General features: G+C 67.8%; 26 protein-coding genes. 13 read left to right on the top strand and 13 right to left on the bottom strand.

The annotated features are described in order from the left end of the window. Positions 1-51 precede the first annotated feature (51 nt). The 4 genes from AC1Q87_RS05135 to rpiB are packed head-to-tail and all read left to right on the top strand — an operon-like array spanning position 52 to position 3472. Positions 52-1545 carry a DUF8614 domain-containing protein gene (locus AC1Q87_RS05135; protein ID WP_492607891.1) on the top strand — a complete coding sequence of 498 codons (1494 nt, stop codon included), beginning with the start codon at positions 52-54 and terminating at the stop codon, positions 1543-1545. 2 nt (positions 1546-1547) lie between these two features. Continuing rightward, positions 1548-2579 carry a mechanosensitive ion channel family protein gene (locus AC1Q87_RS05130; RefSeq protein ID WP_492607890.1) on the top strand — a complete coding sequence of 344 codons (1032 nt, stop codon included), beginning with the start codon at positions 1548-1550 and terminating at the stop codon, positions 2577-2579. A 2-nt stretch (positions 2580-2581) separates the two neighbouring features. Further along, entirely contained in the window at positions 2582-3016 is a 435-nt protein-coding gene (locus AC1Q87_RS05125; RefSeq protein ID WP_492607889.1) for a DUF488 domain-containing protein, read from the top strand. Positions 3017-3025: 9 nt separating this feature from the next. Continuing rightward, complete coding sequence (gene rpiB / locus AC1Q87_RS05120; protein WP_492607888.1) at positions 3026-3472, top strand: ribose 5-phosphate isomerase B; 447 nt, start codon at positions 3026-3028, stop codon at positions 3470-3472. On the opposite strand, the gene AC1Q87_RS05115 is transcribed toward rpiB, so the two are convergent. Beyond that, on the bottom strand, positions 3469-3690 hold the full coding sequence (locus tag AC1Q87_RS05115; RefSeq protein WP_492607887.1) for a hypothetical protein: 222 nt from the start codon (positions 3688-3690) through the stop codon (positions 3469-3471). The genes rpiB and AC1Q87_RS05115 overlap by 4 nt on opposite strands. Before the next feature lie 82 nt (positions 3691-3772). After that, complete coding sequence (locus tag AC1Q87_RS05110; protein WP_492607886.1) at positions 3773-4888, bottom strand: beta-ketoacyl-ACP synthase III; 1116 nt, start codon at positions 4886-4888, stop codon at positions 3773-3775. Positions 4889-5217: 329 nt separating this feature from the next. On the opposite strand from AC1Q87_RS05110, the gene AC1Q87_RS05105 reads away from it, so the two are divergent. Beyond that, positions 5218-5745, top strand: coding sequence for a porin family protein (locus AC1Q87_RS05105; protein WP_492607885.1), 528 nt, complete (start codon positions 5218-5220; stop codon positions 5743-5745). A gap of 80 nt (positions 5746-5825) precedes the next feature. Here the strand turns inward: AC1Q87_RS05105 and AC1Q87_RS05100 are convergent, their stop codons facing one another. Both AC1Q87_RS05100 and AC1Q87_RS05095 read right to left on the bottom strand, forming a co-directional pair. Further along, positions 5826-6044 (bottom strand): hypothetical protein, encoded by a 219-nt coding sequence (locus AC1Q87_RS05100; protein WP_492607884.1) that lies wholly within the window; start codon positions 6042-6044, stop codon positions 5826-5828. Between the two features lie 276 nt (positions 6045-6320). Next, a complete protein-coding gene (locus AC1Q87_RS05095; protein WP_492607883.1) occupies positions 6321-7013 on the bottom strand; it encodes a terminase small subunit-like protein in 693 nt (230 codons plus the stop codon). Positions 7014-7168: 155 nt separating this feature from the next. Here AC1Q87_RS05095 and AC1Q87_RS05090 point away from each other — a divergent pair, with 155 nt between their 5' ends. The 4 genes from AC1Q87_RS05090 to AC1Q87_RS05075 all read left to right on the top strand — a co-directional run bounded on the left by AC1Q87_RS05090 (position 7169) and on the right by AC1Q87_RS05075 (position 10168). After that, positions 7169-7828, top strand: a complete 660-nt coding sequence (locus tag AC1Q87_RS05090; RefSeq protein ID WP_492607882.1) for a DedA family protein — start codon at positions 7169-7171, stop codon at positions 7826-7828. Between the two features lie 60 nt (positions 7829-7888). Further along, entirely contained in the window at positions 7889-8296 is a 408-nt protein-coding gene (locus tag AC1Q87_RS05085; RefSeq protein ID WP_492607881.1) for a hypothetical protein, read from the top strand. Continuing rightward, positions 8293-9204 carry a sterol desaturase family protein gene (locus tag AC1Q87_RS05080; RefSeq protein ID WP_492607880.1) on the top strand — a complete coding sequence of 304 codons (912 nt, stop codon included), beginning with the start codon at positions 8293-8295 and terminating at the stop codon, positions 9202-9204. The genes AC1Q87_RS05085 and AC1Q87_RS05080 overlap by 4 nt, the downstream gene beginning before the upstream one ends. 76 nt (positions 9205-9280) lie before the next feature. Continuing rightward, on the top strand, positions 9281-10168 hold the full coding sequence (locus AC1Q87_RS05075) for an oxygenase MpaB family protein (protein ID WP_492607879.1): 888 nt from the start codon (positions 9281-9283) through the stop codon (positions 10166-10168). Here the strand turns inward: AC1Q87_RS05075 and pncA are convergent. Further along, on the bottom strand, positions 10165-10794 hold the full coding sequence (gene pncA, locus AC1Q87_RS05070) for a bifunctional nicotinamidase/pyrazinamidase (RefSeq protein WP_492607878.1): 630 nt from the start codon (positions 10792-10794) through the stop codon (positions 10165-10167). The two genes, AC1Q87_RS05075 and pncA, sit on opposite strands and share 4 nt — an antisense overlap. A 258-nt stretch (positions 10795-11052) precedes the next feature. Here pncA and AC1Q87_RS05065 point away from each other — a divergent pair, with 258 nt between their 5' ends. After that, positions 11053-13188 carry a TonB-dependent siderophore receptor gene (locus AC1Q87_RS05065; protein ID WP_492607877.1) on the top strand — a complete coding sequence of 712 codons (2136 nt, stop codon included), beginning with the start codon at positions 11053-11055 and terminating at the stop codon, positions 13186-13188. Positions 13189-13239: 51 nt separating this feature from the next. Here AC1Q87_RS05065 and AC1Q87_RS05060 read toward each other — a convergent pair whose 3' ends face one another. After that, positions 13240-14739 (bottom strand): arylsulfatase, encoded by a 1500-nt coding sequence (locus AC1Q87_RS05060; RefSeq protein ID WP_492607876.1) that lies wholly within the window; start codon positions 14737-14739, stop codon positions 13240-13242. A gap of 168 nt (positions 14740-14907) precedes the next feature. Here AC1Q87_RS05060 and AC1Q87_RS05055 point away from each other — a divergent pair, with 168 nt between their 5' ends. Beyond that, positions 14908-15549: a dihydrofolate reductase family protein gene (locus tag AC1Q87_RS05055; protein WP_492607875.1), complete on the top strand. Its 642-nt coding sequence runs from the start codon at positions 14908-14910 to the stop codon at positions 15547-15549. 7 nt (positions 15550-15556) lie between these two features. On the opposite strand, the gene AC1Q87_RS05050 is transcribed toward AC1Q87_RS05055, so the two are convergent. Beyond that, complete coding sequence (locus AC1Q87_RS05050) at positions 15557-16828, bottom strand: glycosyltransferase family 87 protein (protein WP_492607874.1); 1272 nt, start codon at positions 16826-16828, stop codon at positions 15557-15559. A 520-nt stretch (positions 16829-17348) separates the two neighbouring features. Between AC1Q87_RS05050 and AC1Q87_RS05045 the strand changes: the two genes are divergently transcribed. Then, complete coding sequence (locus AC1Q87_RS05045) at positions 17349-17783, top strand: hypothetical protein (protein ID WP_492607873.1); 435 nt, start codon at positions 17349-17351, stop codon at positions 17781-17783. A 1713-nt stretch (positions 17784-19496) separates the two neighbouring features. Here the strand turns inward: AC1Q87_RS05045 and AC1Q87_RS05040 are convergent. The 6 genes from AC1Q87_RS05040 to AC1Q87_RS05015 all read right to left on the bottom strand — a co-directional run bounded on the left by AC1Q87_RS05040 (position 19497) and on the right by AC1Q87_RS05015 (position 24284). Further along, on the bottom strand, positions 19497-19934 hold the full coding sequence (locus AC1Q87_RS05040; protein ID WP_492607872.1) for a hypothetical protein: 438 nt from the start codon (positions 19932-19934) through the stop codon (positions 19497-19499). 402 nt (positions 19935-20336) lie between these two features. After that, positions 20337-20756 carry a hypothetical protein gene (locus tag AC1Q87_RS05035; RefSeq protein WP_492607871.1) on the bottom strand — a complete coding sequence of 140 codons (420 nt, stop codon included), beginning with the start codon at positions 20754-20756 and terminating at the stop codon, positions 20337-20339. Positions 20757-20830: 74 nt separating this feature from the next. Continuing rightward, positions 20831-22054: a cytochrome P450 gene (locus AC1Q87_RS05030; protein WP_492607870.1), complete on the bottom strand. Its 1224-nt coding sequence runs from the start codon at positions 22052-22054 to the stop codon at positions 20831-20833. A gap of 106 nt (positions 22055-22160) precedes the next feature. Beyond that, complete coding sequence (locus AC1Q87_RS05025) at positions 22161-23117, bottom strand: NUDIX hydrolase (protein ID WP_492607869.1); 957 nt, start codon at positions 23115-23117, stop codon at positions 22161-22163. Beyond that, positions 23117-23629, bottom strand: a complete 513-nt coding sequence (locus AC1Q87_RS05020) for a tyrosine phosphatase family protein (RefSeq protein WP_492607868.1) — start codon at positions 23627-23629, stop codon at positions 23117-23119. The genes AC1Q87_RS05025 and AC1Q87_RS05020 overlap by 1 nt, the downstream gene beginning before the upstream one ends. Before the next feature lie 4 nt (positions 23630-23633). Beyond that, a complete protein-coding gene (locus AC1Q87_RS05015; RefSeq protein ID WP_492607867.1) occupies positions 23634-24284 on the bottom strand; it encodes a YfbR-like 5'-deoxynucleotidase in 651 nt (216 codons plus the stop codon). A 118-nt stretch (positions 24285-24402) separates the two neighbouring features. On the opposite strand from AC1Q87_RS05015, the gene AC1Q87_RS05010 reads away from it, so the two are divergent. Further along, complete coding sequence (locus AC1Q87_RS05010) at positions 24403-25215, top strand: universal stress protein (RefSeq protein WP_492607866.1); 813 nt, start codon at positions 24403-24405, stop codon at positions 25213-25215. Positions 25216-25229: the final 14 nt, after the last annotated feature.

Below are 25229 nucleotides of genomic sequence, written 5' to 3'. Positions count from 1 at the left end.
TTCCGGGCAAACGCCGCCGTGAAGGCGGCTTCTCGGAGCTAAATCATTCACATGCGTAGGTTCGTTGCGCCGCTGATCGCGGCCCTTTGCCTGCCCGCGGCTGCGATGGCCGCCGCACCGGTCGCCAACGACGGCTTGGCCCGCATCGAGATGCAGGTCGAGACCGACTTCCTCAGCGCCGAAGAGCGCCAGGTGGTCAACCTGCTGATCCAGGCCGCCGACGAGATGACCGCCATCTATAAGCGCCAGGCCGCAGGGGAGGGCCCTGGCCACGGCTTCTATCCCGCGGGGCTGACCAAGGCCGAGCTCGACGCCTACATCGCCGCCCATCCAGCCGAGAAGGCCGCCCTGATGGACGGCTACACCGTGGTCAAGCGCCAGGGCGGCAAGCTGATCACCGTGCCCTACAACGTCGAGTACAAGGCCGAGCTCGACCGCGCCGCCGCCTTGCTGGACAAGGCTGCGGCGATCACCACCAACCCCAGCCTCAAGACCTTTCTGACGCTGCGCGCCAAAGCCTTCCGCACCAACGACTACTTCCAGTCGGAAATGGCCTGGATGGATCTGAGCGGCACGCCGATCGAGGTCGCGATCGGGCCCTACGAGACCTATACCGACGAGCTCTACGGCCAGAAGACCGCCTTCGAAGCCTTTGTAACTCTGAAGGATCCGGCGGAAAGCAGCGCCCTGGACAAGTACAAGGGCTATCTGCGGGCCATGGAGGAAAACCTCCCGGTCGACGCCAAGTACAAGAACTTCGCCCGTGGCGGCGAGTCGCCCATCGCGGTGGCCGAACAGGTGCGCGGCGGCGGCGACAACACCATCGGCCCGCAGACCATCGCCTTCAACCTGCCCAACGACGAGCGCGTACGCGAGGCCAAGGGCGCCAAGAAGGTCGTGCTCTCCAACGTGCTCGGCGCCAAGTACGATCGCATCCTCAAGCCGATGGGCGACAGGGTGCTGGTCCCCGAGCAGGCGGCCCTGGTCAGCAAGAAGTACATGACGCTCGAGACCCTGTTCCACGAGCTCTCGCACAGCCTCGGCCCGGGCTCGATCGTCGTCGACGGTCGCCCGACCACCGTCTCGGCCGAGCTCAAGGAGATCGCTGGCACCGCCGAAGAGGCCAAGGCCGACGTCATGGGCGCCTACAACATCCTCTTTATGATGGAGAAGGGCGAACTGCCGAAAGCCGAGCGTTCGCAACTGTTTGCGAGCTACACCGCAGGCGTCTTCCGCGCCGTCCGCTTCGGCGCCGGCGAAGCTCACGGCCGCGGCGCGGCGCTGCAGTACGGCTATCTGAAGTCCAAGGGCGCCCTGGTCTGGGATCCGGCCGCAAAGCGCTTCAAGGTCAATGACGACGCCATGCAGGCCGGGCTGACCAGCCTGCTCGCCGAGCTGATCAAGCTGCAGGGCGACGGCGACTACGCCGGCATGAACGCCTTCTTCGACAAGTACGCCAAGCTGGATCCTGAGGCCGAGACCGTGATCGCCACCCTGAAGGATATCCCGGTGGACATCGCGCCGGTCTACCCGGACAAGATCTGAGCATGAACAGCGAGATCGCCGCCGACCTTCAGTCCCTGATGGCATTCGAGCTTGTCCGCCTGGGCAAGACCGTGATCACCGTCGGCGGGCTGGTGGCGGCGATCCTGATCGTGGCGGTGTCGCTGGCCGCGGCGCGGCTGGCGGCCGGCGCCATCCGCCGCATCCGCGGCCGGGTCGACACCGACGCCGCCCCCTCGATCTACATCTTCGAGAAGCTCAGCACCTACGGCCTGGTGATCTTCGGCATTATCGCCGCCTTCTCGACGCTGGGCCTCGACCTGTCGTCCTTCACCCTGTTCGCCGGGGCGCTGGGCGTCGGCCTCGGCTTCGGCATGCAGGGCATCGTCAAGGAGTTCATCTCCGGCCTGGTGCTGCTGTTCGACAAGCTGATCCGCATCGGCGACTACATCGAGCTGCAGACCGGCGAGCGCGGCGTCGTCGCCGAGATCGGCCCCCGCGCCACCCGCATCCGCAACAATGACGACCTCGACGTCCTGATCCCCAATTCGCGGCTCATCGAGCAGCCGGTCACCAACTGGACCCACCAGAACGGCGCCCGGCGGATGCACATTCCGTTCCGCGTCGCCTACGGCGTGGACAAGGAGGCGGTGCGCGAGGCGGTGCTGCGTGCGGCCCACGCCGTGCCCTTCACCTTGAAGGACACCTCGGTCCGCAAGACCCAGGTCTGGCTGGTCGGCTTCGGCGAGAGCGGCCTGTCCTTCGAGCTCGTGGTCTGGCCGGCGCTGGAGGCGGTCAAGCGGCCCAACGCCACCCACGCGGCCTACACCTGGGCGATCGAGGACGCCCTGCGCAATGGCGGCTTCGAGATCCCGCTAGCCCAGCGCGAACTGCGCGTCCGCTCGGTGTTCGGCGAGGAGGGCGAGGACGCCCTTCAGACCCTCGGCCTGGCCAGCCACGCCGGCGTGGTCCGCCCGGACCTGGCGCGGGCCAGCACCAATGACGCGGCCGAAGATCTGGCCCGCGGCGCCGAGCTGGACGCCGCGGCCGAGGTCGGCCGGCCGAAGGCGCGCTGACGATGACGCCGCTCGCCACCATCGGCTACGAGGCGAGCACCCAGGACGCAGTCATCGCGCGCCTGAAGGCCGCCGGGGTCGAGCTACTGGTCGACGTCCGGGCCATCGCCGCCTCGCGCCGCGCCGGGTTCTCCAAGACGCTGCTCGCCGCCAGCCTGGCCGACGCCGGCATCGGCTATGTCCACCTGCGTCAGCTCGGCACGCCCAAGCCGGGCCGAGAGGCTGCGCGCAAGGGCCGCATCGCCGAGATGACCGCCATCTTCGAGGACCATCTGGCCGAACCCGCCGCCCAGCTGGAACTGGCCGCCGCCAAGGAATTGGCGGGCGAGCGCAAGATTGCGCTGCTCTGCTTCGAGGCAGATCATCGCGGCTGCCATCGCAAGATCCTGGCCGATCGCATCTGCGAAGACCTTGGCTGCGCGGTCGAGCACCTTTAGAGCACGCCCATGAGCAACAACCGCATCGTCCTCGCCAGCGACCACGCCGCCATTGCGCTCCGCCAGGCGATCGCCGCCCACGTCTCGGCCCTCGGCTGGGAGGTGCTCGATCTCGGCCCGATGACCCCCGAGAGCGTGCCCTATCCGCAGCAGGGCGAGGCCGCCGCCCGCCAGGTGGCGTCGGGCGACTGCCGCTTCGGGATCATCGTCTGCGGCACCGGCCAAGGCATCATGATGGCCGCCAACAAGGTCAAGGGCGTGCGCTGCGGCGTCTGTTCCGACACCTTCTCGGCCCGCATGATCCGCCAGCACAACGACGCCAACATGCTCTCGATGGGCGCCCGCGTGATCGGCGAGGGCCTGGCCCTCGACCTCGTCGACGCCTTCCTGACCGCCGAGTTCGAAGGCGGCCGCCACGCCCCGCGCGTGGAGATGATCAAGGCGCTGGAGGGCTAGCCCCCGAAGGCGCGCCGCAGCTTGTCCAGCGCCGGGGTGATGGTGTCCCAGTAGGGGCGGGCGCATTCGCCGTGCCAGGGGCCGCTGAGGCCGCGGGCCCCGTCGGGGTCTTCCTTGAAATGCATGCGGGTGGTGGGCTCGCCGGCCTTGATCGGCAGCTTGCACTTCGGGCACCAGGGACCGCGCGGATCGCCGCCGGGGACGTCGTCGTAAGCCATGTGGGTAATCCCCCGAGGAACTTGAGGCTACAGCTTAGCCTTCAGCCCCCGGGGAACCGACGCGGCACGTGGCCGCGCTAACCTACCGCTTACGGACGAACACGGTGCCGGCCGAGTAGCCGGCGCCGAACGAGCAGATCAGCCCCGTCTCGCCGCTCTGGAAGTCGTCGCTGGCCTTGTGGAAGGCGATGATCGAGCCGGCCGACGAGGTGTTGGCGTACTCGTCCAGGATGATCACGTTCTCGCCGGGCGCCGGTTCGCGGCCCAGCACGCGTTTGCCGATCAGCTCGTTCATGTTGATGTTGGCCTGGTGCAGCCACATCCGCTTGAGGCCGGTCGGGTCGATGCCCAGGTCGCCGGCGTGGGCGACGATCATCTCCGAGACCATCGGCACCACCTCGCGGAACACCTTGCGGCCTTCCTGCACGAACAGCTTGTCGGCCTGGCCGGCGCCCTCGGGGGCGGCGCGGTTCAGGAAGCCGAAGTTGTTGCGGATGTTGTTCGAGAACTGGGTCTTCAGCCGGGTGCCCAGGATGTCCCAGCCGCCGGCCGCGTCCTCGGCGCGCTCGACGATCACCGCGGTGGCGACGTCGCCGAAGATGAAGTGGCTGTCGCGGTCGCGGAAGTTCAGGTGGCCCGAGCAGACCTCCGGATTGACCATCAGCACCGCCCGCGCCGAGCCCGAGCCCACGAAGTCCGCCGCGGTCTTGATCCCGAAGGTCGCCGACGAGCAGGCGACGTTCATGTCGAAGGCGAAGCCCTCGATGCCCAGCGCCTGCTGCACCTCGATGGCCATGGCCGGATAGGCCCGCTGCATGTTCGAGGCCGCGCAGATCACCGCGCCGATCTGGCTGACGTCCTTGCCCCAGCGCTCGATCGCCTGCTTGGCCGCCTCGACCGCGATCTCGGCCAGGACCGATAGCTGGTCGTTCGGGCGCTCCGGGATGATGGGGCGCATCAGGTCCGGGTCGACGAGGCCGCTCTTGTCGACCACGAAACGCGACTTGATGCCCGAGGCCTTCTCGATGAACTCGGCCGACGACGGGGTCAGGGCCGCGACTTCGCCGGCGGCGATCGCCTCGGCGTTGGCGGCGTTGAACCGCTCGACATAGGTGTTGAAAGTCTCGACCAGCTCGGCGTTCGAGAGGCTGTGCGGCGGGGTGTAAAGGCCCGTGGCCGCGATCACGGCTTGATGCAAAACGCTGTCTCCGACGACCGCTCCTCTCGTTGCACGGGGAGCTTCGGCGCACAGTGATAGCACGTTCGCTTACGGCGTCAGCGGTCGATGTGGCCGCAAGGCAACAGACATAATTCGTCTTCTGATTGTCCCGGCAGGGGCCATTTCTCGCCCTGTTTGAGCGCGACCAACGTCGCGTGGCTGGAGATCGCCACGACCTAGACCCTGTCCCGGTTGGCCTGTCAGGCCGGCCGGGATCAACAGGGTCGCCACCTAGAGTTCAGAGCCCTTCCTCCCGTTCGCGACGATCCATCGTGAGCGGAAAGGGCTCTAGTACGGAGTACAAGAACATGAACAAGAACATCTCTCTCATCGCCGCCGTCGCCGCTGTCGCCATGGTTCCGGTCGCCGCCAACGCCCAGGCCGTCACCGGCTACGGCTCGGTCGGCTACAGCCACCACGATCTGGAAGGCGCCGACGTCGGCGCGATCCAGGGCCGTCTCGGCGCCCGCTTCAATCAATATCTCGGCGTCGAGGGCGAACTCGGCTTCGGCGTGAAGAAGGACGACGTCTCGATCGGCGGCGTCAACGGCAAGGCCCAGCTGAAGAACCAGGCCGCCATCTACGGCGTCGGCTTCCTGCCGGTGGCCCCGAACGCCGACCTCTACGCCCGCGTCGGCTACGGCAAGAGCGAAGGCAAGGTCTCGGTCCCCGGCGCGATCGCCAAGGCCGATGGCAACAGCTGGAACTACGGCGTCGGCGGCCAGTACTTCCTCGACGACAAGAACGGCGTGCGGGCCGACTACACCCGCCACGACTTCGAGGACGACGCCGGCAAGGCCGACGTCTGGTCGGTCGGCTACGTGCGCAAGTTCTAAGCCGAGCGCCTAGCCCAAATGGAAAGGGCCGCCTCCTTGCGGGGGCGGCCCTTTTTCATGGGTTGTGCGTTGGCCGCCTGTTAGGCGGCGGCGCTATGCAGGAAACGGCCGGCCAGGTCGCCGTTGCGCAGGAAGATCTGCACCTCGGCCGCGCTTCCCGAGCGCGCATAACGGTCGGCCAGCGCGCGGGCGGCGGCTTCGGCACGGCCCCCGGCTTCAAAGATAAGTTCGTTGTCGAAGGCTTCTGAACGGACAGCCCAACCGTCGCCGGCGGGCGCAACCAAAATCTGAAGAGCCATGTGAGCTCCTTTTTACTCTACTAACTTTCGGGGTTCGCAAACGCCCCGTTCTGGAGCTTCACGATGGAGCATGCGGACGGCCATCGCATGGCGCCCGCTGGGCGAGGTCAGGCCGGCATTCGGCCCTGTTTAAGATGACATCGACACATGTGCGTCGCTCGCTGGCTCACTTCCGATAGCTGCACAGATAGGACTCCCGCGTCGTTTCGCCACCCCAGAAAGCGCGAAACTTGCGTGAAGTTTCCCTGACAGCTGCGGAGAATTGCGGGTGAGGGGCTAAGCGCCCGGTCCCGACCAGATCGGCCCGGCCAGGATCGCGCCGCTGGTGAAGTCCTGCAGATAGACCTCCAGCCCGCCCTTGGCCTCTTCCTCCTCGCGATGGGCCTTGGGCGCCAGCCGCGCCGCGCGCCAGCGCAGCACGTCGAACTGCAGCCGCGCGACCTTGACGTCGCCGTCGCGCGCTTCCGAGGCGATCGCCCAGGCTAGGTCGCCCAGCATCTCGGCCTGCATCCGCCGCGCCTGCCGGTACATGGCGGCGAAGTCGTCATGAGCGCGCAGCCATTCGTAGACGGTGCCGGTGACCGGCATGTCGGTCTCGCCGCAGATCTCCAGCAGGCTGCGGCCGCTGGCCAGCCGCCGGCAGATCTCCTCGCCGACCTCGGTCCGGTAGGCGTCGGGCCGCGCCCAGGGCCGGGCGCGCTTCCAGGCGCGGTCGGCGGCGTTGGCCCGAAAAGCGTCCCGTCGCGCCGCCTGCGCCGTCGCCTGCGCCTGACGCAGCGCGGTTCCGAACTGCGGGCGCAGCGCCGCCCAGCGATGGACAGTCGCCGCGCCCGGCATGTCGCGAGGTTTGCAGATCGCCCGCAGGCTCTCGCCGGCCGCCACGCGGGTGCAAATCTGCGCCGCGATCTCCTCGCAGAACGGCGTCGCCGCGCGGTTGCCCGGGCGGTCGGTCTCTATGGTTTCACGCATCCATCCAGCTTATCGCACATATAGAACATAGCAAGAACAAATGGCGGTTCGCCACGCGCCCTGAGACATATGCGCCACAAGCGCAAAAACTTGCCGGCCGCGGCCTTGCGCCCCCTCGCGCAGGCGCGGGCGCAGGCCCATATCGGGCTCCTCCCATGGAAGCGTTCATTCAGAGTCTCGCAGATTTCATCGCCCGGCATGCGGCCTGGGCTGGCCTTGTGCTGGGCCTCGTCACGCTCCTGGAATCGCTGGCCCTGATCGGCGCCTTCATCCCCGCCACCGCCTTGATGGTGATGGCCGGCGGGCTCATCGCCGCGGGTGTGCTCGATCCGGTCGAGGTCGTGCTCTGGTGCGTCGCCGGCGCGATCATCGGCGACGCGGTCTCGTTCGAGCTCGGCCGCCGGCTGGGTCCGCGCGCCCTGCGCCATCCGATGTTCAAGGGCCATCGCCGCAAGGTCGCCCGCACGCGCCTGTTCAACCGTCAGTACGGCGCGGCCTCGATCTTCATCGGCCGCTTCTTCGGCCCGCTGCGCGCCTTCGTGCCGCTGGTCGCCGGCCTGCTGCAGATGCGCCGCCGCACGTTCCAGGTGGCCAACGCGCTGTCGGCCGTGGTCTGGGTGCTGGCCATCCTCGCGCCCGGCTACTTCGCCGCCAAGGGCCTGGCCGAGCTCGAGGCGTTGGGCGAGGCGCATCTGACCACCATCGCCGCCATCACCCTGGGCGGGCTGGTGATCATCGGCTTGGTCGCCCGCGAGATCCTGCGCCGCCGCGCCGCGGCCGGGGCGCCGCCGGTGTTTGCAAAGCCTCGCGCCTAGATAGCTGTCACTTGACGGTCACGTTCGGCGGGCGGACCCTGCCTGCGGGGAGGACCGTAAGTGTCGCAAGCATTCTTCGTGCAGTTCGCTGCATCGGCGGGCGCGATCGCCGTGCTGGTGGGCTTGGCCGCCTGGGCCAAGATCGCCAAGCCGCTCACGCCGCTGACCGACGCCAAGGCTCTGGACCTGCTGGCGCAGGAGTTTCCAGGCCGCCGGATCGACCGCATCTGGGTGGCGGTGGACGGCCGCGGGGCCCTGGCCAAGTCCGGCGCCGCGGCCCTGGTGCTGTGCGAGGTCGGCGACGGCTATGTCGCGCGCCACATCCCCTGGACTCAGGCGGTCGCCTCGTCCTTCCGTGACGGGGTGGTGCGGCTCGACCTCTCCGACGTCGCCGCCCCGGTCGCTCGGCTGGCGCTTCCGAACTGGCCGCCGGCCCCGGGTCCTGGCGAGGACCGCGCCGCCGCATGAGCTTCGATCCCGTCACCCTCGCCACGCCGTTCTTCATCCTGGCGATCATCCTGGAGGTGGCGCTGGCGCGGCTGGGCCGCACCCGCACCAACTACGAAGCCAAGGATACCGCCGCCTCGCTGGTCATGGGCCTGGGCAGCACCGTGGCTGGGCTGCTGGTCGGCGGCGTCGTCGCCGCGGCCACGCTCTACGTCTACCAGCACCGGCTGTTCGACATTCCGGTGACCGCGGTCTGGGCCTGGATCGCGATCTTCCTGCTCGAGGACCTGACCTACTACTGGTTCCACCGGCTCAGCCACGAGCGCCGGTTCTGGTGGGCCGCGCACGTCAACCACCACTCCTCGCAGCACTACAATCTCTCGACCGCCCTGCGGCAGACCTGGACCGGCGGCGTGGCCGGTACCTGGGCGCTGTGGCTGCCGCTGGCCTTCCTCGGCTTTCCGCCGGCGATGATCGCCATCCAGAAGGGGATCAGCCTCGTCTACCAGTTCTGGATCCACACAGAGGCGATCGGCCGGATGCCGCGCTGGTTCGAGGCGGTGTTCAACACGCCCTCGCACCACCGCGTCCACCACGCCCGCAACCCGCGCTACCTCGACCGCAACTACGCCGGCATCCTGATCGTCTGGGACAAGCTGTTCGGCACCTTCCAGCCGGAGTTGGACGAGGAGCCGTGCCGCTATGGCATCGTCAAGAACCTGGGCGACTTCAACATCCTGCGGGTGGCGTTTCACGAATGGGCGGGAATGCTGGGCGACGTCGCGCGCCATCCGCGCCACACGCTTGGCTACCTTTTCGGGCCTCCGGGCTGGAGCCACGACGCCAGCCGCGACACCAGCGCCACCCTGCGCGCCCAGTGGCAGGCTGAGCAGGCGCAGGACCCGCCGCCGGTGTCCAAGGTCGCCTGAGCACCCTGGCAGAACCGTCAGGTTGTTCGCCCGTTTAGCTCCTCGCTAGGCTGCGGACGGGCAGACGCGAGGCGAGATGAGCTTGGAGACTTCGACACGGGCGGCGCCCGGCGCCGGCTTGGCGGGCGCGCTCGACCGGCGGATCTTCGGGCCGTCGCGGGTGGACTATTCGCAGCCGAAGGGCGATCCGGGCCTCTATGGCCCCGACTCGGTCGCCTGGCGGGTGCACGCCAATCCCATCGCCCTGGCGATCGGCGGCGTCGCGGCGGTGATCCTCGAACTGGCCGAACCGCGGGTACGCACCGGCGTCTGGGAGCATTCGATCTTCGCCCGCGATCCGCTGACCCGCATGCGCCGCACCGGCGAGGCGACGATGATCACCACCTACGCCCCGACCGCAGAGGCGCAGGCGCGGATCGCCATGGTCACCCGGATGCATGAGCGCGTCCGCGGCCGGACGCCGGAGGGGCAGGCCTATCACGCCCTCGATCCGGAGCTAGCCGATTGGGTCCACCTGACCGCGGCCTTCGGCTTCCTTAACGCCTACAGGCGCTACGTCGACCCGGGCCTCAGCGGGGCGGATCAGGATCGCTACTATGTCGAGGGCGGCGCGGTCGGCCGGGCGTTCGGCGCCGATGATCCGGCAAACTCGGCTGCGGACGTCGCCGAGCGCATGCAGGCCATGCGGCCGGGCCTCGTGCATCACCCGATCATCGACGAATTCGTCGGAATCGTGCGGCGAACCTCGCCGATGGGGCTGGTCGGACGGGCGTTGCAGCCGCTGGTGGTCGAAGCCAGCATCGACCTGCTGCCGCCCGGCGTCGCGAGCCAGCTCGGGCTCGTCGCCAATCCGGCCCGGCTGGCGGCCGCCAAGGTCACGCTCGCCGGGCTGGGCCGCGCCGCACGGCTGGCGCCCGGACCGATCCCGCGGCAGGCCTACGCCCGCATGGGCCGGCGGCTCTAGGGGGCGGCGAGGGCGACGCCCAGCGCCGCGAACGAGGCCATGGCCGCGGCCTCCGAGCCGTCCAGGTCGATGGCGCGGCTGGCCGCGGGGATCACCACCGCCTCGAAGCCCTCGGCCAGCGCGTCCTCGGCCGAGTAGCGGACGCAGAAGTCCAGCGCCAGGCCGACGAACACGCAGCGCTTCAGGCCGCGCTGGCGCAGATAGCCAGCGAGCCCGGTGGCCGTGGCCTTGTCGTTCTCGAAGAACGCCGAATAGCTGTCGACCTCGCGGTGATAGCCCTTGCGCAGCACGAGTTGGGCGTGGCGCACATCCAGCGCCGGGTGCAGCTGCGCGCCCGGCGTGCCCTGCACGCAGTGATCGGGCCACAGGGTCTGCGGCCCATAGGCGACCTCGACCACGCTGAACGGCTCGGCCCCCGGATGGTTGGAGGCGAACGAGATCTGCTCGCGCGGGTGCCAGTCCTGGGTGATCACCACATGCTCGAAGCGCGCGGCGATCTGGTTGATCAGCGGCATGATCTCGTCGCCGCCCGCCACCGCCAGCGCCCCGCCGGGACAGAAATCGACCTGCGGATCGATGACGACCAGCACATCGTCGGGGCGGATGGCGAGGGGAGGCAGGCTCATGCCGCGATCATAGCGCGTCAGCCGCGGCCTTTCACCGCCGCGGCGACGATCGCCGCGTTCTGGGCGCGGTAGGCCTGCTGCACCAGGCCCTTCCAGGCCGCCAGGTCGACAACCACCGCATCGCCGCCGACGCCGCGTCGGCGTCGCGCACCGCGCGAATGCGCGCACTTGTGCAGCGCGGAATCGGCTGCTAACGCGAATAACTCGCATTAGCGGGGGCAGCGAAGGTCGCAAGCTCCCCATGTCGGGGGACATCGAATGCAACGGAAACTGGGGCTGCTGACGGGCGTGGCGCTGGCGGGGATCGCCGGCGTGGCTCAAGCGCAAGACACCAACGTCGACGAGCTGGTGGTGACCGGCCGCTACACGGTCGACGAGCAGATCGACACCGCCACCGGCCTGGGCCTCACCGTGCGCGAGACGCCGCAGTCGGTGACCGTGATCACCCAGCAGCGCATGCGCGACCAGAACCTGACCACCATCGCCGACGTGGTGCGTAACACCGCCGGCGTCTCGATGGTCGAGGTCGACGACGTCCGCAACGTGTTCAACGCCCGCGGCTTCGAGATCAAGAACTACCAGATCGACGGAGTGCCGCTGTCGTGGAGCCTGGCCGGCGACTCCGGCGAGACCGTCGCCGACATGTCGATCTACGAGCGGGTCGAGATCGTCCGCGGCGCCACCGGCCTGCTGACCGGCGCGGGCGATCCGTCCGCCTCCATCAACCTGGTCCGCAAGCATGCCGACGCCCGCGAGTTCGGCGGCTCGGTGTCGGCGGCGGCCGGCAGCTGGAACAAGTTCCAGGTCGAGGCCGACGTCTCGGGCGCGAGCAGCGACGGCCGGATCCGTGGCCGCGTGGTGGCCAAGTACGAGAACCGCGACACCTACTTCGACCGTCAATCGACCGAGAAGTCGGTGTTCTACGGCGTCGTCGAGGCCGACCTGACCGCCTCCACCCTGTTGCGGGCCGGGGCCAGCCGCCAGGACACCAACCCGAACGCCGCCTTCTGGGGCGCGCTGCCGACCTTCTACACCGACGGCGGCCTGACCAGCCTGCCGGTCTCGACCAACACCGCGGCGAACTGGTCCTACTGGGACACCACCAACACCAACTATTTCGCCAACCTGGCGCACAGCTTCGACAACGGCTGGAAAGTCTCGCTGAACTACAACCGGCTGATCAACGAGCAGGATTCCCAGCTGCTCTACCTGTTCGGCGCGATCGACCGCACCACTGGCGTCGGCCTGGCGACCTGGCCCTACAAGAGCAAGGGCGAGACCACGCAGGACAGCTTCGACGTCCAGCTGCACGGCGACTATGCGCTGTTCGGCCGCCAGCACGACTTCACCTTGGGCGCGCTCTACAGCAAGCAGGATTCCGACGTGGTCTACTACCAGGCCAGCGGTCCCAACGCCTTCGCGCCGGCGACCAGCATCTACACCTGGGACGGCAATTTCCCGAAGCCGACCTTCGGCCCGGCGGCGACCCAGTACACCGACAACAAGACCGAGCAGACCGGCGTCTTCGCCGCCACGCGCCTCAACATCACCGACCAGCTGAAGGTGATCGGCGGCGCGCGGTTCTCCTCGTGGGAGCGCAGCGGGATCAACGGCGGGGCGGCCGACAACTACAAGGCCGACGACGTCGTCATCCCCTATATCGGCGCGCTCTACGATCTGACCGACCAGCACCGGCTCTACGCCAGCTACACCGAGATCTTCCAGCCGCAGAACGTGCGCGACATCAACGCCAAGACGCTCGATCCGATTACCGGCAAGGCCTACGAGCTCGGCCTGAAGAGCGCGTTCTTCGACGACGGCCTGCAGACCTCGGTCGCGGTCTTCAAGATCCAGCAGGACGGGCTGGGCCAGCCGACCGGCGTCATGGTCCCGGGCTCGAGCCCGCCGGAGGAGGCCTACGCCCCGGCCGACGGCGCCGAGAGCACCGGCTTCGAGCTGGAAGCGACCGGCCGCATCAAGCCCAACTGGAACGTCAGCGCCAGCTACGCCCAGTTCGAGGTCGAGGACGCCGCCGGCGCCAAGGTCAACACCGACCAGCCGCGCAAGAGCTTCTCGCTGTTCACGACCTATGGCTTCGAGGGGGCGTTCGGCGGCGTGCTCGACGGCCTGACCGTCGGCGGCGGCGTCTCCTGGCGCGACACCATCTACTCGCTGGCCGTCAATCCGGTGACCACCGCCCCGACGCGGATCGAGCAGGAGGCCTTCGCCCTGGTCAACCTGATGGCCCGCTACGAGATCACCGAGAACACGGTGGTGCAGGTCAATGTCGATAACCTGTTCGACGAGACCTACTACAGCCAGATCAGCTACTTCAGCCAGTATCGCTACGGCGCCCCGCGCAACTTCACGGTCAGCCTGACCCAGAAGTTCTAGGGCTCAAAGGGCGCGCGGCGGGGCGTTGATCGCCTCGCCGCGCACTAGGTCTCAGGCGCCGCCGGTGGCGCCGAACTGCAGGGTGTCCATCACCTTCTCGAGGTTGAAGCTGCCCGCCCGCTGAGCCGGCGGGAACTCCTTCATCGTCTCGAGATACTCGCCGATGATGTCCTGGCACGGCACCAGGATGAACGCCCGGTCGAGGTACCAGTCCCAGTAGGTGTTCGACGTGATGTCGGCGAACTCGTAGGGATCGGTGCGCAGGTTGTAGAGCTTGGGAATGCGGCCGGTGACGAACGGCCGGCCCCAGATCTCCAGGGTGCCCTCGGCCTTCTGCTCCATGAACACCACCTTCCAGTTGTCCATGCGCAGCCCGGCGACTTCGCCTTCGTCGGTGAAGTAGATGAACCCCTTGCGCGGGCTCTTCTCGCCCTTGGTCAGGTGTCCGACCAGGCTGTCGCCGTCGAGGTGGGTCTTGAACTTCTTGCCGTTGAGCGTCGCGCCCTTCTTCAGGTCTTCCTTGATCGTGCCCGCGCCCGCCATCTCGGCGAAGGTCGGCAGCCAGTCGAGGTGCGAGACGATGTCGTTGGAGACCGAGCGCGCCGGGATCTTGCCCGGCCAGCGGACCAGCGCCGGCACGCGATAGGCGCCTTCCCAGCTGGTGTTCTTCTCCGAGCGGAACGGCGTGGTGCCGGCGTCCGGCCACGAGTTGCAGTGCGGGCCGTTGTCGGTCGAGTACATGACGAAAGTGTCGTCGGCGACGCCCAGCTCGTCGATGAGGTCGAGCAGCACGCCGATCGCCTTGTCATGGTCGATCATCACGTCGTGATACTCGCTCTGCCAGCGTCCGGCCTGGCCCTTGCTCGAGGGCTTGGGGTGGGTGCGGAAGTGCATGTGCGTGGTGTTGAACCAGACGAAGAACGGCACGCCGGCCTTCACCTGCTCGCGAATGAAGGCGACGGTGCGTTCCGTCACCTCGTCGTCGATGGTCTCCATGCGCTTCTTGGTCAGCGGCCCGGTGTCCTCGATCGACTGCCCGCCCTTGCCGTCGGCCTTGCAGTGCAGGACCCCGCGCGGCCCGAACCGCTTGCGGAAGTTGGGGAACTCCTTGGGGTCCGGATAGTCCGGGTTCTCCGGCTCTTCCTCGGCGTTCAGGTGGTAGAGGTTGCCGAAGAACTCGTCGAAGCCGTGCATGGTCGGCAGCTGCTCGTCGCGGTCGCCGAGGTGGTTCTTGCCGAACTGGCCGGTGGCGTAGCCCTGCGCCTTGAGCACCGTGGCGATGGTGGGGATCGAGTCCTTCATGCCTTCCTTGGCGCCCGGCATCCCGACCTTGGTCAGGCCGGTGCGCAGCCCGCCCTGGCCGGTGATGAAGCTGGCGCGGCCGGCGGTGCAGCTCTGCTCGGCGTAGTAGTCGGTGAACACCATGCCTTCGTCGGCGATGCGGTCGATGTTGGGCGTGCGGTAGCCCATCATGCCCTTGGTGAAGCAGCTGAGGTTCGACTGACCGATGTCGTCGCCCCACATGATCAGGATGTTCGGTGTCTTCGCCATCGCTCCGTCCTCGCCCAACGATTTGGAGCCGGAAGTCTGGCGCTCCAGCTTGCGGGCGATATCGGGCGTTACCCGAGGACTTCGCAGTTAGATTGCCGGGGCGCGCGAGGCCCGCTTGCGCTTAGGATGCCGGGCCCGGTCGGCGGGCGAGCAATGACGGAGGCGGCGATGACGCGGGTGCGGGTAGGGGCCTTTTCGATCTCCCTCGACGGGTTCGGCGCCGGCCCCGGCCAGAGCCTGCAGCACCCGCTCGGCCGCGGCGGCGAGCAGCTGCACCAGTGGGCCTTCGCCACCCGCTTCTTCCACGAGATGAGCGGCCAGCACGGCGGCTCCGACGGCGTCGACCAGGCCTACGCCCAGCGCGCCATGAGCGGCTTCGGCGCCTTCATCCTCGGCCGCAACATGTTCGGCCCCATCCGCGGCCCTTGGCCGGACGAGGCCTGGAGAGGCTGGTGGGGCGATGATCCGCCCTACCACGCCCCCACCTTCGTCCTGACCCGTCACCCGCGCGAGCCCATCGAGATGGCCGGCGGCACCACCTTCATCTTCGTCACTGAGGGGATCGAGGCGGCGCTGCACCAGGCCAAGGCCGCGGCCGGCGGCCTCGACGTCAAGATCGGCGGCGGCGTCGACACGGTCCGGCAATACCTGCGCGCCGGCGCGATCGACGAGATGCACCTGGCCCTGGCCCCGGTCCTGCTCGGCCAGGGCGAGCCGCTGCTCGCGGGCCTAGACCTACCGGCCATGGGCTTTCGGGTGAGCGAGCACGTCGCCGGCGAGGGCGCGACCCACGTCGTGCTGGCGCGCTAGGGCGCCGTCAGGCGGCCGCCGCGGCGTCTTTCTCAGCCGGCGCAGTCTCCGCCGGCGCGTCCTGCGCCTCGACCGCCGGCGGCTGGCGAATGATCCGGTAGGTCAGCCCGAACAGCAGCCACAGCGCCGGCGCGATGAGCGAGATCCCCGCATTGCTGGCGTCCAGCGCCACCCCCGACCCGTCGTCGTGCATCGCCGTCGACCAGGCCAGGCCATAGCCGCAGGCCAGCCACGACGCTGCGAACCACGCCAGAAACTGCCGCCCGCTGCTGCGTGCGACGATCTCGGGGAAGATGAAGGCGATCCCGATCCCCAGCACCGTCAGGTCGTAGTCGTAGCCGTACGGGCTGACGCAGACGCTGGCCGCGCAGGCCAGCGCCGCCAGGCGGTTGAACGCCACGCCCTTGAGGCAGGCCGCGGCCAGGATCCCCAGCGCCGCCACGGCGCTGACCATCTGCAGCGCCATCGCCGCCGCAGGCCCCGCGCCCAGGCTGTGGGCGGCCGCATAGACCGAGTTCATCCGGAACAGGGGGTAATAGCCCGCCGCCAGGAAGCGTCCGGCCTCGCCCACGGCGTTGCGGAAGTCGCCCCAGACGCCCAGGCCGTAGACCGCGGTGGCGATCGCCAGCAGCGCCGCGCCGACCGCCCCGGCGATGAACGCCACCGACCAGCGGCCGCGCAGCAGCACCAGCAGGCCGACGGCGACGGCCAGGTGCGGCTTGATGATCAGCAGCCCCAGCGGCAGCCCGGCCATCCGCCGGTTGTCGCGAAACGCCAGCAGGAACGCGCCGATCAGCCCCGCGATCAGGAACCCGTTCTGCCCGGTGCGCAGGTTGAGCAGGATCGCCGGCGCGACCGCCATCGCCACGCCCGGCAGCCAGGGCCCGGCGATGCGCCGCAGCACCCAGAGATAGAAGCCGCAGGTCGCCCCGGCGAACAGCAGGAACGCCGCGCCGATCGGCAGCCCCGCAAGCCCCTGCATGGCCAGGGTGAACGGCGGCGGATAGGTCCAGGGCATGAAGGCGAGCGTCCCGGCCTTCTCCAGCTGGGCCGCCAGCAGCGACACCGCGTGATAGGCCTCCGACACCCGGCCCTCGCGGGCCAGATGGCCGGCGATGTAGAAGGCGTCGAAATCGGTCAGCACCTTCTCGACGCCCAGCAGCTCAGGCGCCTGGAAGCGCACCGCCGACACCCCCGCCAGCAGGACGCCGACCAGCAGCAAGGCCAACAGCAGCGGCCTGCTGCGGCCGATCGCGAACACGGTCTGATTTCGGCCCAAAGCGGCGCCCCCTCGAAGATCCATCGCCACAGAGGCGCCGCGGCGGCTGCGCGCGGCGCCGCGCGAAGTCGCCTGGCCGCGAGCGTCAGGCCGCAAACTGTCGGCGGGTTTGCTGAATATTGCTTAAATGTCGGGCGCGGACCCTGGTCTGGGAGCGTCCTACGGGACGTCTAGGGCTGGGCTTGGGCGGCGGCGGTCTGGAATGGGCTCCAAGACGACGTTGAGAAGGTCCGCTAGCCGCGGCGAGAACCGAGCGCCCAATCTCTTGCATAGAGTCGGCGCTCCTGGCCGTCACCTTGGGCCTTGGCTTGAACAGTTTCGACAGCATAGCTGCCCTCCCTGCCGCCAGCTTAGCTGGATAACCCGCGCCAACAAGCGGACCTTCCCGATGTCGCCTATGGGTCGATTTCGGTCGCGGGCTTCAGTCCCGACAACGGACGTTGGCCACTGCGCCCGAGAGCAGACGTCTCAAACATCGCCTAGGGGTGGAAAGGCGACATCGCGAGGTTAAGCTCGCCACATGGAAAAATTGAATATTACGCCGGCGTTGCAGCGGATGGAGCGCTTCATCGGCTTCACGATCCCGAGAGGCGGGAGCTTTTACGTCTGCGATCACGACGAGGTCGTGCGAGTAGCCGTCGAAGGGCCGATCTCCTCTGATGTGATCGACGAACACCCCTACAAGTTCGTTGAGAATAACCCCGACTTCCTAGGTCTCGTATTTGAGGGGTTGCAAGAAAACGCCCCCCTCCTGCGCGTGGGATCGACAACCGTCTCCTACGACTTCGATCCCACAGAAGACTTCGTTACCGTGAACTACGAGGCAAAGGGACAGCGCGGGGTCATGGAGTTTCGCACCTTTTCTGGCGATTGGTTCGTAGCCTCGCTGTCTGAAGATGGCAGGTACCTTGTGCTGGCGGAGCCCTACGAGGTCGCGCTTTATCGCTTGAGCTAGCGCGATAGGCCTTCCGCCATTCCGCTACTGCTTGAAAACGTCTGCAACGGGTCGATTTCGGTCGCGGGCTTCAGTCCCGACAACGGACATTGGCCACTGCGCCCGAGAGCAGACGTCGCAATCGTCTGCGAGGGGTGGATAGCGGACGTCGGTCTCGGTCGTGCCGGAATATGTCCTCGAGGCGGTGCGTCGTCAGCCGGACAATTATAAGACGGTCGCTCAACGCCATCGGGGACGCTTTGATGCGCTCGTTCTCTATCTCGCTGACATTGTTCATCTGCGGGAATCTGCTGTCCGGCTGTCATCGGTACGAAGAGCGTGCCTTCGACTTCACAAGTCAGACGACCCCCTGGGGGTCAATCTACGTGGGCGTGTTTGGCGAAGGGCGGTGGCAGGAGAATGGAGTCCGAGTTTCTGGAACTCCCTATTCGTTCATGGTTGCTCCGCGCGTAAGAGAAGCACCCGCTGCAGACTGTGAACTGATATTGACTTCATTCACCGTGAGAAATCCACGGAACAGTCACGCTGTCATCGTCGACAAGACCTATAGACTGCGCGCCGAACCAGCGAAGCCTTCACAACCGGATTTTCAGCGCCATAGCGCGTACTTTGAGTACCTGCCGCGGGAGAAGGCCTATTTGACGCGGGGGGTCGTGGAGGGGCTCGAACTTTCATATGAGCCGCACGAGCTATCCTTCAACCTGCTAGGCGGGCCGTCCTGTCCCGAGGGCCTTCGACGTTCATTTCCTGTGACCATGAAGCTCCAAAGGGCGCCGCTTACGGGAACCGATAGCTGGCTTCATAGACTTTTGAGCGTTTGATGCCGGACGTCGCCAACGGGTCGATTTCAGTCGCAGGCTTCAGTCCCGACAACGGACATTGGGCACTGCGCCCGAGAGCAGAGGTCGCAATCGTCTGCGAGGGGTGGCTAGCGGACTTTACCCTCTTCGATGCGGGCGGCTCGGGTCCGAAGCTCAGCCGCTTCAGCCTTGGCTGCCGGTCCGTCACGACCTTCCAGCAAAACCGCGAGATCCGTCATTGCTTCCGGGTCACCGCGATCTGCAGCGAACCTCATCCACCGCACGGCGCCATCCGCGTCATACAAGCAGGCGCCGTAATGCTGTGCGAGCCGCTTTGCCGCTCCGGGCGTGACCTGCGATCCCTCAAGCATCGCCGCAGCCTCGTGTGTGAGGCAGTTCGGGTTGCCTCCTGCTTCCCGGTCGGGACTGGCCGGAGCACGACCGCAGGCGGCCAGAGCTGCGGCAAGCAACCAGATCGATCCCAAGTCAGCCCAAGTGCGCATCTGCTGACACTGAGGGGCCAGTCTTGAAAGTCCCCTAAGGGTGGTTTGCGGACCTACTTGCCATTGCGGTGATGCACGCCGAACCTACTGAGATGAGTTGGGTAGATCGCGCGGTGAGAGAGGCCGAGGGCACTTGGTTGTATGATGGTGCGGCCGAGAGGCCAGTTGCGGTTGTCTCGCTTCCATTCGACTACTGGTATGAGCTTGGGAAGGCGGACGACCAATTAGAGCCCGGGGAGGAGCCCACCCCGCTGGGGCCACGCGGAGTTCTCTACTACGCAAGCTTCACTTCGATAGATTCGGCTGGCTACCTGACCATCAACGAGGCCAAAGAGGCGGCACAAGCAAGGCTGTCAGTCCCAATTCGTTGGCGGACCTGAAGGTCCGCAATGGGCGGAAAGCGGACTCTGCTACTGGTGGAGGCCGTAGATGCAGTCCGGGCGACCATCGGTGACTCTACCGGGTGTGCAGATGCCGAAAGGCCACGATCGCTCGCCCGGTTTCAGCAGCATGCCAGTGTACATCGGTGGAGCGCTATCGCGGGACGGCTCGTAGATTTGTTGAGGCGTGACTTGGTACGCGGCGGCACTGCCTGCATGCAGCGACCGGCGCCAATCTTCCGCTTTTTCTTCAAAGTTGGGTGAGAGGGCTCGTGCCGACGCCCGCTTCGGGCAGCCCTGGGCAAGTTTGCCCCGCTCCATGGCGACAAACGACCAACCATTGAAGTAGCGACTGTAGGGATCGTTGATGGTGAAGAGCGCGATCCGTCGGCCTGATGCCTTTTCGACGCTTCCAACAGTCACGTAAAACGGGCGCGAATCCTGCCGACCCGAGCATTCCAGCGTCACGCCAGCAACAACATGCCGTTCATTCGCAGCCGAACATGCAACGCCCACTCCCAGAAGTGGGCATAGCGTCAACAGCGCAAAGGCACCTCGTAGGAATCTGCCGTACATAGTGCGAGCTTAGCCATTGCTCCAAACGCCGGAAAGCGGACTCTCCGGAGGTCGCCTATGGGTCGCTTGCGGTCATAGGCCTCGGTCCTGACAAGAGACATTGGCCGCGACGCCTCGGAGCAGACTTCTCAGATTTCGGTTGGGGGTGGAGCGGGCCCGGAACCTACCCCCACAAGCGCTCGCGCTTGCCGCGCCAGACCTGCACAACATTGAATGCGGCCCAAGCCCACGCGATCGGCCAGCGGGGCGCCGATGCTTGGTCGAAGCGGTCCTGGAGCGCGCCGTCGGCGCAGTTCAGCGCTCACCCGCCGCCGCTTGGCGCGCCCGGATCTCGCCGCGCAAGGCAAGAAACGCGTCCTTTGGCTCCCCGCTCAACAGGAACACCGGCAGCTCTCGCTTTCCCTTCGCCAGCGCCAAGCGCAGGTACGGCCGGTCGCGTCCGAAGTTGCGCAGCTCGACCAGTTCGGCGCTCTTCACCGTCGCCATCGGGATCCGACAGAAAAACGGCGACCCGAAATGCAGGGCTTCATTCTCGATCCACATGCCGCCTCTCCCCAGAAGGCCGGGAAGCACGACTGTCGCGTATCTGACGAAGTGCCAGATCAGCAACGGGGGCAGGACGACGAGGGCGATATCGGTGAACCTGCTAAGGCCTCGATCCGTCGTGTATCCCACGTAGAACAGAAGCCCGAAGACTCCGGCCAGCACGGCCATATAGATGGCGATCTCGATGGCGGCCGCCCGAGATTGGCCGATCCGTAGGCCCGAAATCTCGCCACCGCCCCCCATCACCCCGCCACCACCAACGCCTCCATGCCCCGGAAGAACGGCAGCGCCCGCCAGGTCGGCTCGTCGCCGGCCAGGCGCAGGTCGGGGAAGCGCGTGAAGAGCCGCACCAGGGCCTGCTTGGCCTCGATGCGGGCCAGCGGGGCGCCGATGCAGATGTGGCTGCCGCCGCCGAAGGCGACGTGCGGCACGTGCTTGCGGGTGATGTCGAAGCGGTCGGGGTCTTCGAACACCTCGGGGTCGCGGTTGGCGCCGTGCAGCGAGGTGATCACCGACTGGTGGACGTGCATCGGACAGCCGCCGACCTCGCGCTCCTCCGAGATCACCCGGTTGGTGATCGCCACCGGCGATTCATAGCGCAGGATCTCCTCGACCGTGGCGGCGGCCAGGCTCGGATCGGCCTTCAGCTTGGCCAGTTCGGCCGGGTGGTTCAGCAGCAGCCAGACGCCGTTGCCGATCAGGTCGGTGGTGGTCAGGTTGCCGCCGATCAGCAGGGCCGAGAGATTGACCCGGATCTCGTCGTCCGACAGCGGCGCGCCCTCGGCTTGGAGCTGGACCATGTCGCTGATCAGGTCGTCCTGCGGCGCGGCCCGCCGCTCGACCATCAGGTGCGAGAAGTAGTCGGTCAGCTTGCCCGAGCCCCACTCCATCTTCTCGGTTTCCTCCGGCGTGCGCAGCGGGTTGAGGCCGAGGATCGAGGCCTCCGACCACTCGCGGAACTCGCGGAACCGCTCGCGCTCGACGCCGAGGATGGTGGCGATGACCAGGATCGGGATCGGGATGGCGACGTCGCCGATCAGGTCGAAGGGCTCGCCGTGCGGGACCGCGTCGATCACCTCGTCGATGATCGCCTCGATCTGCGGCTTCATGGCGTTGATGCGGGCGTAGAAGGTCTTGGCCAGCGGCAGGCGCACGCGGCTGTGGTCGGGCTCGTCGAGCGAGAGGATGCTGTCCAGCCGCGGGGCGTCCGGGTCGCGGTCCATGCGACGCAGCAGGGCGCCTTCCTCCGAGCGGCTCCAGTGGCGCCACAGGCTGCGGTCGTTGACGGTGTCGCGCACGTCGCCGTAGCGGGTCAGGAACCAGGTCTTCACGCCCTCGTCGCGGTGGACGGGGCATTGCTCGCGCAGGTCCTTCAGCCGCTCGTGCGGGCTGACCCGGGCGACGGGGTCGAAGGCGGAGGTCTCAACGATGCTCCACGCACGCTGGTCGCCATGTTGATCGGTCATCGGCGTTACTCCCCATACCTTTGTTTCGAAGCATAGTGAGCCCATCGCCGCGGGCCGCAAGGGGGCGCCGCAGGGGAAACTGAACAGTGATTACATCTATTTCGCGCTAGTCGCGCAGCAGCGGCAGGGCCAGGCCCGAGACCGGCCGCGCGCTCAGCGCCTCGCGGCGGAAGCGGAACAGCTCGGCCGGGCGCCCGCCGGTCTCGCTATCGACCCGGCCCAGGCCCTCGACCAGTTCGGCCCGCTCCAGCGCGCGGCGGAAGTTCTGCTTGTGCAGCGGCACCCCGGCGATCGCCTCGACCGCGCGCTGCAGGGCCGAGAGGGTGAAGGCCTCGGGCATCAGCTCGAACACCACGGGGCGGTACTTCAGCTTGCCGCGCAGGCGCGACAGCGCGGTGGCCAGGATCCGCCGGTGGTCGGAGGCCATCGGCTCGCCGAGCGCCGCAGCCAGCGCCTCGGAGGGCGCGCCCGGCGCCTCGGCCCGGTCGCGGGCGGCCTCGGGGGCCAGGCCCGCCTCGTAGAGCAGCTCGTAGCGCTCGAGCACCCGCTCCTCGTTCCAGGGGGCGCCGTCGAGGGCGAAGGCCAGCCGGGCGCGGGCCAGCTTCTCGATGCGCCCGCCGGCCCAGCGGCGCAGCGCCGGCTCGAGCGCGTCGAGCGCTTCGGGCCGGCCCTCGCGCCAGTCCTCGTAGGGGAAGAACCGCGACCAGTCGGCCCAGGCGGTGTCCGGCCCGGTGGTGTCGACCGGGGTCGGGGTCAGCGCCAGGTAGCCGACCGACAGGACGCGGGCCGTGCCCGAGCCTTGCCCCATGTCGGCCAGCGGCGCGTCGCGGCCGCGGTCGCCGAAGGTGTAGAGCTGCTCGACATAGCCGAGGTCGAAGCGCGTCTGGGCGGTCACGAAGGCGCGCAGGGCCAGCTCGAAGGTGCGGTGGGCGTCGGGGTCGAAGGGGCCGAAGGGCAGGCTGGCCAGCTGGCCTTCGCGGCGCACGGTCAGCACCACGGCGTCGCCGTCGCGCACGGCCACGACCACGGCCGACAGTCCGATGACGACGGCGGCCGGCTCCATCAGTGGGCGGCCGCGAAGTCGAAGGGCACGCCGTAGCCGCTGTACTCGTAGTCGCCCATCGCCTCCACCGCGTCGACCATGCGGCCGCGGCGGCCAAGGATGTCGTCGGCCAGGGCGATGATCTTGCGGTTGGGGTAGGCGTGCTTGGCGGCCCTTCGCATGCGCATGGCGATCAGGCGCTCGTCGGCGCCGGGGTTGCGGTCGCAGGCCAGGATGAAGGCGCTGGCGCTGGAGCGGCTGATCCCGGCCCAGCAGTGGACGATCATCGGGGCGCGGGCGTCCCAGGCGCGGCCGAAGGCCAGCAGCCGGTGGACGAGATCGGCGCTCGGCAGGATCAGGCCGTCCATCGGCTCGGCGATGTCGTTGACCGACAGGCGCAGGTGGCGGTCGGCGGGCAGGCCGGCCGGGGTGTCGATCATGCTGGCGGCGTCCAGCAGGGTGATCATGTGCGACGGGGCGCGGGCCGCGATGATCGCGGGCACCTCGGCCAGTCCGCAGACAATCAGGGTCATGTCGCTACTCGGTGTCGAAGGCTGCATCGGCCGAGGCTGACGCGAATCCCGCCGCCTCGGACAGCACATTGTAACGCTGAATGTAACGGCTTTGCGCCTGGGCCGGGGGCAGGGGGTCGATGGTGAGGTCGTAGCCGGCCGGCGGGGCGCCGAAGAACTCCAGCGCCTCCTTGTGGCTGAAGCCGGCCAGCTGGGTGGCCTCGAAGAACGCGCAGGCGCGGTCGGCCTGCTTGATCAGCTTCTTGATCGCGACCGGGGCCTTGGCCGGGATGCCGAAGCGGACGTGGATCGCCGTCTCCAGCCGCTCCTCGAATTTCTTATAATCCACCCCCAGCGCCGCCTTGAACGGGCTGATCATGTCCCCGATCACGTACTCCGACGCATCGTGCAGCAGGGCGGCCAATCGCCAGCGCGGATCGAGGTCCGGCTGGATGTGCGCGCAGATCTCCTCGACCACCACCGAGTGCTGGGCGACCGAGAAGGCGTGCTCGCCGGTGGTCTGGCCGTTCCAGCGCGCGACCCTGGCCAGGCCGTGGGCGATGTCCTCGACCTCGATGTCCATCGGCGAGGGGTCCAGCAGGTCGAGCCGGCGCCCTGAAAGCATCCGCTGCCAGGCGCGCGGTTCCTTGCGCGATGTACGCAGCCCTTTGCCCACCGATGCGTTCCTTCCATGGTCAAGGTCGTGAACTGACCCAGGACTTGCCAAAGATCAATGCGCGGCGTGCGATGGAGGCTCCAGATGGCCGGCAAGCCGGGTCGAGAAAGGAACTGCGATGAGCTGGGCTAGGATCATGGCGCCGTTGTCAGGAGGCGAAGGCGACAAGGCCGTGATAGCCGCTGCGGCCAAACTCGCCGAGCCGTTCGGCGCCGAGCTGGCGGGCGTCTACACCCCGGCCGACGTCGCCGACGTGATGCCCTGGATGGGGGAGGGCTTTCTCGGCGGGGTCCAGACGACCGCGCTCGAATCCCTGAAGGAGGCCGCCGTCGCCGGCGAGAAGAACGCCCGCGCCGCCATGGCTGCAACGCCATACGCCAAGGGGCAGTTCATCGCCTTGCAGACGCCGGTCTGGGCCGGCCTCTCGGCCGAGAGCCGGCTGTCGGACGTGGTGGTGTTCAACAACGATTCCGCCCGCGGCCGCGGACCGCTGGCCGAGGCGTTCCAGCAGATGGTCGCCGACGAGCAGCGGCCGGTGCTCGTGGCCCGCGACGGCTTCTCGGTCGGCGGCCCGGTGGCCGTGGCCTGGGACGGCGGCAAGGAGGCCTCGCGCGCCGCGCGCCTGGCCATGCCGCTGCTGGAGAAGTCAAAGCATGTCGTGATCTTGGCGGCCCCGAAGGCGACCTCGCGCAGCTTCGATCCGGGGCGGCTGCAGGCCTATTACGCCGCCCGTGGCGTGAAGGCTGAGGTCGATATCCTGCCCGACAGCGGCGACGCCGCGCCCCTGCTGCTGTACGCCGCCAGCAAGGCCGGGGCAGGGATCCTTGTCGCCGGCGCTTTCGGACATCCGCGGCTGCAGGAGTTCATCTTCGGCGGCACCACCCGCACCCTGCTGTCGGCCGACCACCCGTCACTCTTCCTATCCCACTAGAGCTAGAGGTTCAG

It is taken from the genome of Phenylobacterium sp. GW823-FHT02A09 (assembly GCF_058797775.1).
This window is presented reverse-complemented; position numbering and strand designations above follow the sequence as displayed.